The 5,776-nt window shown below is 72.1% G+C and carries 4 protein-coding genes and 1 pseudogene; 4 read left to right on the top strand and 1 reads right to left on the bottom strand.

Going from position 1 to position 5,776, the window contains the following annotated elements; all coding sequences use genetic code 11:
- Positions 1 to 433, bottom strand: a 433-nt coding sequence (locus tag G3I41_RS22150) for a P1 family peptidase (protein WP_203601480.1), incomplete at its 3' end; no start/stop codon positions are given.
- A gap of 225 nt (positions 434 to 658) precedes the next feature.
- Between G3I41_RS22150 and G3I41_RS22145 the strand changes: the two genes are divergently transcribed.
- From G3I41_RS22145 to G3I41_RS22130, 4 genes and pseudogenes are all read left to right on the top strand, one after another.
- The gene (locus G3I41_RS22145) at positions 659 to 1,810 is read left to right on the top strand and encodes an MFS transporter (RefSeq protein ID WP_164402154.1); all 1,152 of its coding nucleotides are present in this window, start codon (positions 659 to 661) and stop codon (positions 1,808 to 1,810) included.
- Entirely contained in the window at positions 1,807 to 4,131 is a 2,325-nt protein-coding gene (locus G3I41_RS22140; RefSeq protein WP_164402153.1) for a molybdopterin oxidoreductase family protein, read from the top strand. The genes G3I41_RS22145 and G3I41_RS22140 overlap by 4 nt, the downstream gene beginning before the upstream one ends.
- Positions 4,132 to 4,138: 7 nt before the next feature.
- Entirely contained in the window at positions 4,139 to 4,741 is a 603-nt protein-coding gene (locus G3I41_RS22135; RefSeq protein ID WP_164402152.1) for a 4Fe-4S dicluster domain-containing protein, read from the top strand.
- A pseudogene (locus G3I41_RS22130) lies at positions 4,738 to 5,448 on the top strand (Rieske (2Fe-2S) protein); the annotation flags it as partial. The gene G3I41_RS22135 and the pseudogene G3I41_RS22130, both read left to right, overlap by 4 nt.
- Positions 5,449 to 5,776 lie beyond the last annotated feature (328 nt).

The raw sequence follows: 5,776 nt of genomic DNA, 5'->3' as shown, positions 1-5,776 counted from the left end.
CCTCGGCCCTGGCGGCGTCCTCCACGGCCGCCCGGCCCGTCGCCGCGTCCGGCCTGGCCCGCCAGTCGCCGCCCCGCCCCAGATCGAACACGCAGGCCGCCGGGACCACGGGGACCACCTGGGACGGGTCGGCGCCCACCCGCACCCCGCGCCCCCGCTCCTCCAGCCAGGCCATCACCCCGGACGCCGCGTCGAGCCCGTACGCGCTGCCGCCGGTGAGCACGACCGCGTCGACGCGCTGGACCAGGTTGCGCGGATCCAGCGCGTCCGTCTCCCGCGTGCCCGGCCCGCCCCCGCGCACATCGACGGCGGCGACCACCCCGCCCTCGGGCGCGAGCACCACGGTGGTCCCGGACAGTGCGCCCTTCCCGGGGACCTGGGCGTGGCCGACGCGCAGCCCGTGCACATCGGTGAGGGAGTCCTGACGGGGCATCCGGTGCTCCTTCGGGGCGGGAGTGGGGGGCGAGCGGCCAAGGTACCGCCGAAGGCCCCTCGCGCCCGGGGGGCTCCCCCTGCCCCCCACCCCCCAGCCCCCCGCCCCTCCCGCCCCCACCTCCCCCGGCCCCCGACTTGCTCACCTCGCCCCCCCCCGCGACTCGCTCACCCCCTGGACCCGCAAAACAGGACCAATCGCCCCACACCGCCCTACCGTGGCACCGTGACCGAGCCACCTGAAGCCGCAGGCGCAACCGCGCAGCCCGCCCCCGGGGGTCGTACCGGGACCGTCGGCGGGGCCGGCGACGCGCCGGAGCCGGGCGCGTCCGGACGGGCCGGAGGGCTCGTTCCCCGGTCCGTCACCGCGCGGGCGACCGCGGCCGGCGTCATCGTCTCCCTTCTGCTCGTCGTGGCCATCGTGCTCGGCAGCCGGTTCCTGGAGCACTTCGACTCCGCGCTGCTGCCGTACGCCGTGGCTACGGTCTTCCTCGCCTTCGGCGTCGCGTACCGGTACACCGTGTGGGTCTCCGCCCCCGGCGCCAAGCGGCTGTTCAAGAAGGGCTGGGGGAGCCTCTTCTCGATGGCCAACTTCCGCCGCGCCCCCACCGCGCTGCCGAAGATGATCGCCACCTACCTCGGCTTCCAGAAGTTCCTCGGCGCCCGCTCGCACGCCCGCTGGGCCGCCCACCAGCTGATCTTCTGGGGCTGTGTCCTCGCCGCGCTGATCACCTTCCCGTTGACCTGGGGCTGGTTCACCTTCACCTCGGGCACCGGCTCCGGACCCGGCTACGAGATGCGTATCTGGGGCTTCAAGATCATCGGGTTCGACTCCCTCGACTTCCTCGGCTGGCTGATGTTCCACGGCCTGGACATCGCCGCCGTCCTCGTCATCCCCGGCGCCTCCTACTTCCTGTGGCGGCGGATGAAGGACCGCGCGGCCATCACCGGCCAGCGGTTCGCCTACGACCTGGTGCCGCTGATCGCGCTCATCGTCATCTCAGTGACCGGGCTGCTGCTCACCTTCTCCTCGATCTTCCTGCACGGCGGCGGCTACGAGTTCCTGGCGATCCTCCACATGGTCGCCGTGGTCTTCACCCTCATCTACATCCCGTTCGGGAAGTTCTTCCACATCGTCCAGCGCCCCGCCGCCGTCGGCATGCAGCTGTTCAAGTACACGGGCCGGCAGGACGAAGAGGTCTTCGCCTGCCGCCGCTGCGAGGAACCCATCGACACCAGCTCGTACGTCGACAACCTCCGCGGCACCATGCGCGATCTCAGCCTCCGTTTCGACGAGTGGGCCGCATACTGCCCGCGCTGCAAGCGGGTGCTGCGAGGCAGCGCCTATCTCTCCCAGGTGAAGAAGGGTTTCAAGTGACCGCGGACTCGCGAACGCCCGAACCGCATGCGGTCGTTCCCATCGATCCCTCCCTCGCCCCGCCGGGCACCCGTGCCTTCCGCGACGCGGGCGGAATCCCCGCCGACCGGTGGCACGCCGACCAGAACGGCGAGACCCTCGTCCCCACCCACTGCTGCTTCTGCGGCATCCAGTGCGGCATGTATCTGCGCGTCGACCGCGGCGGCAAGGTCTTCGGCGTCGAGCCCCGCAACCACGACATCAACCGCATGCGCCTGTGCCCCAAGGGCATCAACGCCTACCAGCAGGTCAACCACCCCGACCGGCTCACCGCCCCCCTCATGCGCCGCTCCCGCGACGAGGAGTTCCAGGAGGTTTCCTGGGAGGAAGCGCTCGACTTCACGGTCTCCGAGATCGAACGCATCCAGGAGCAGTACGGGAAGGACGCCTTCGGGCTGTTCGGCGGTGCCAGCCTCTTCTCCGAGAAGACCTACCTCGTCGGCAAGTTCGCCCGAGTCGCCCTGAAGACCCGGCACGTCGACTACAACGGCCGGCTCTGCATGGTCAGCGCCGCCGCCGCCAACAAGCTCGCCTTCAACATCGACCGGGCCGGCAACCCGTTCGCGGACATGCTGCTCACCGACTGCCTGTTGATCGCGGGCTCCAACGTCGGCGAGTGCTTCCCCGTGCTGACCCAGTACGTGTGGGGAGCGCGGGACCGCGGCGCCAGCCTCATCGTCATCGATCCACGCGAGACGGCCATCGCGCGAACCGCCGACATCCACGTCGCGCTGAAACCCGGCACCGACGCCGCCTTCTTCAACTCCCTGCTCTGCGTGATCATCGAGGAGGGCCTGACCAACGAGGACTATCTGGCGGCCCACGCGACCGGCTGGGACGAGGTGCGGGCCAAGGCGCTGGAGTACCCGCCGTCCCGCGCCGCCGACATCTGCGGCGTCCCCGCCGAGCAGATCGTCCAGGTCGCCCGCACCTTCGCCCGCGCGCCCCGGGCCATGGCCTGGCACGCCCGAGGGATCGAGCACCAGTCCCAGGGCGTCGAGAACTGCCTCACGGTCATCAACCTCTGCACGGCCACCGGTCACATCGGCAGGCCCGGCGCGGGCTACGGCACCCTCACCGGTCAGGGCAACGGACAGGGCGGCCGCGAGCACGGGCAGAAGTCCGACCTGCTCCCGGGGGGCCGCTCCATCAACAACGAGGAGCACCGCCGGCAGATCTGCGAGATCTGGGGGATCGACGAATCGGAACTCCCACAGGCCGGTACGTCGATGATGGAAATGATTTACCAGATGCGGCGCGGCGAGATCCGCGGGCTGATGGGTGTCTGCAACAACCCCATCATCTCCCTGCCGAACTACCCCGTGGTCAAGGAGGGGTACGACGCCAACGAGTTCCATGTCCAACTCGACTTCTTCCTTTCCGAATCCGCGGCCAATGCCCATGTCGTCCTTCCCGTCACCTCCTGGGCCGAGGACGAAGGGGTGATGGCCAACGCCGAGGCCAGAGTCGTCAAGCACAACAAGGCCCAGGACCCGCCCCCCGGCGTGCGGACCGACACCTGGGTCATGTGCGAACTGGCCCGCCGCCTCGGCGTGGGCGACAAGTTCGCGTTCAACGGCTCACGCGACGTCTTCGACGAGCTCCGCGTGGCCTCTGCCGGAACGGTCATCGACTACTACGGCATCACCTACGAACGGCTGGAGGAGACGGGCGGCATCTCCTGGCCCTGCCCCTCCGCGGACCATCCGGGTACTCCCCGGCTCTTCGAGGACGGCAGGACCTACCACCCGGACGGCAAGATCCATATGCAGGTCGTCGAGTGGCACCCGCCGATGGACCCGTACAGCGACGAGTTCCCCATGTCGCTCACCACCGGACGCACCGTCGCCCACTTCCTCTCCGGCAACCAGACCCGGCGTCTGGGGGCCCTCGTCGAACAGACCCCCCGCCCGTGGGCCGAGATCCACCCGTCCCACGGATTCCGCAACGGCGAGCCGGTCCGCGTCGTCACCCGGCGCGGCAGCGCCTCCTATCCGGCCCTGGTCACCGAGGCCATCCGCCCCGACACCGTCTTCATCCCCTACCACTGGCCGTTCCCCACGTCGGCCAATGTCCTCACCATCGACGCCCTCGACCCTCGCTCCAAGATCCCCGAGTACAAGGTGTGCGCCTGCCGCATCGAGCACGCCGAGCGGATCGACGAGGTCGCCGCGCCCCCGGTCGCCCCCGGGCACGTCGCCTATCCGGAGGCCCAGGTCTCCCGCACCGACCCGCTGCCGCCCACGTCCCCGCAGGGCCGTGGCACCTCGGAGAGGAGCTGATGCCCGCATGATGGGCCGAACGATCTTCATCGACCCGGGCCGTTGCATCGGCTGCCAGGCCTGCGTCTCCGCCTGCCGCGAATGCGACTCGCACCGCGGCAAGTCCATGATCCACCTCGACTACACCGACGAGGGCCGGTCCGTCGCCTCCCTTCCCACCGTCTGCATGCACTGCGAGGACCCCGTCGCCCCGTGCGCCGAGGTGTGCCCCGCCGACGCGATCCTGGTGACCGCCGACGGCGTCGTGCAGCAGGCCGACACCACCCGCTGCATCGGCTGCGCCAACTGCGTCAACGCCTGCCCCTTCGGCGTACCGAAGATCGACCTCCAGGCGAAGCTGCAGATGAAGTGCAACCTCTGCTACGACCGCACCGCCTACGGTCTCGCCCCCATGTGCGCCACCGTCTGCCCGACCGGAGCGCTCTTCTACGGCACAGCCGAGGAACTCCAGGCCGAACGGCCCGGTGTCCAGGTCGCCGACTCCTTCGTCTTCGGCGAGAGCGAGGTCCGCACCGGCGTCGCGATGGTCGTGCCCGCCGACCGCGTTCAGTGGCCGGTCCCCGGCGGCCTGCCCGTCGTGGAGATCAACGGGAAGGACGTCCGACGGTGACCGAGACCGACTACCCGCCCCCCGGCGACCCGAAGCAGCCCCCGCCCCGCGACTCCGGCAGCACGCCCCCCGCCGCCCCCGGGCAGCCGGCCTCCGGCGACCCCCGCGAGGCCCTGCACGACCGGATCGCCGCCGACGCCCTCACCACCCGGCGCGACTACCTCCGCATCGTCGCCACCGTGTCCGGCGGGCTCGCCATCGGCGGGCTGGGCGTCGCCGGCGGCATCCTGCCTCGCCACGGCGACCCCGACGACGGCAAGGCCCCCGCCCCGAAGAAGATCGCCGCCCAGCTCCTTCCCGGCGAGTCCATCGCCTTCGACTACCCCGACGAGGAGGACCGGGCGGTCGCCGTCCGGCTCAACGACGGCACCCTCGTCGGCTACTCCGCCATCTGCACCCACCTCGCCTGCGGCGTGCTCTGGCGCAAGGACCGGGGCACCGAGGGCGAGCTGTACTGCCCCTGCCACGAAGGCGTCTTCGACGCCCGGAGCGGCGAGGTCACCGCCGGGCCGCCGCCCCGGGGGCTGCCCAAGGTCGTGCTCACCGAGGAGACCGACGGCAGCGTCTGGGCCGTCGGCACCACCCGCTCCGGCGAGAGCGTCGAGCACGGGCTGTGCCGCCAGTTCGGCGAGCAACGCCCCGACCTGGCCTCCCGCCTCGGCTGTCCCGGTGTCCGCGACGGCGCCGAGGCACCCGCCGCCCCCGGCGGAACCGCCCGCACCGTCGCCCCCGGGCCGGTCGCCCCCGGCGGAACCGCCCGCACCGTCGCCCCCGGGCCGGTCGCCCCCGGCGGAACCGCCCGCACCGTCGCCCCCGGGCCGGTCGCCCCCGGCGGAACCGCCCGCACCGTCGCCCCCGGGCCGGTCGCCCCCGGCGGAACCGCCCGCACCGTCGCCCCCGGGCCGGTCGCCCCCGGCGGAACCGCCCGCACCGTCGCCCCCGGGCCGGTCGCCCCCGGCGGAACCGCCCGCACCGTCGCCCCCGGGCCGGTCGCCCCCGGCGGAACCGCCCGCACCGTCGCCCCCGGGCCGGTCG

This window comes from Streptomyces sp. SID9727 (assembly GCF_010550605.1).
In the GTDB taxonomy this organism is placed as follows: Bacteria; Actinomycetota; Actinomycetes; order Streptomycetales; family Streptomycetaceae; genus Streptomyces.
This window is presented reverse-complemented; position numbering and strand designations above follow the sequence as displayed.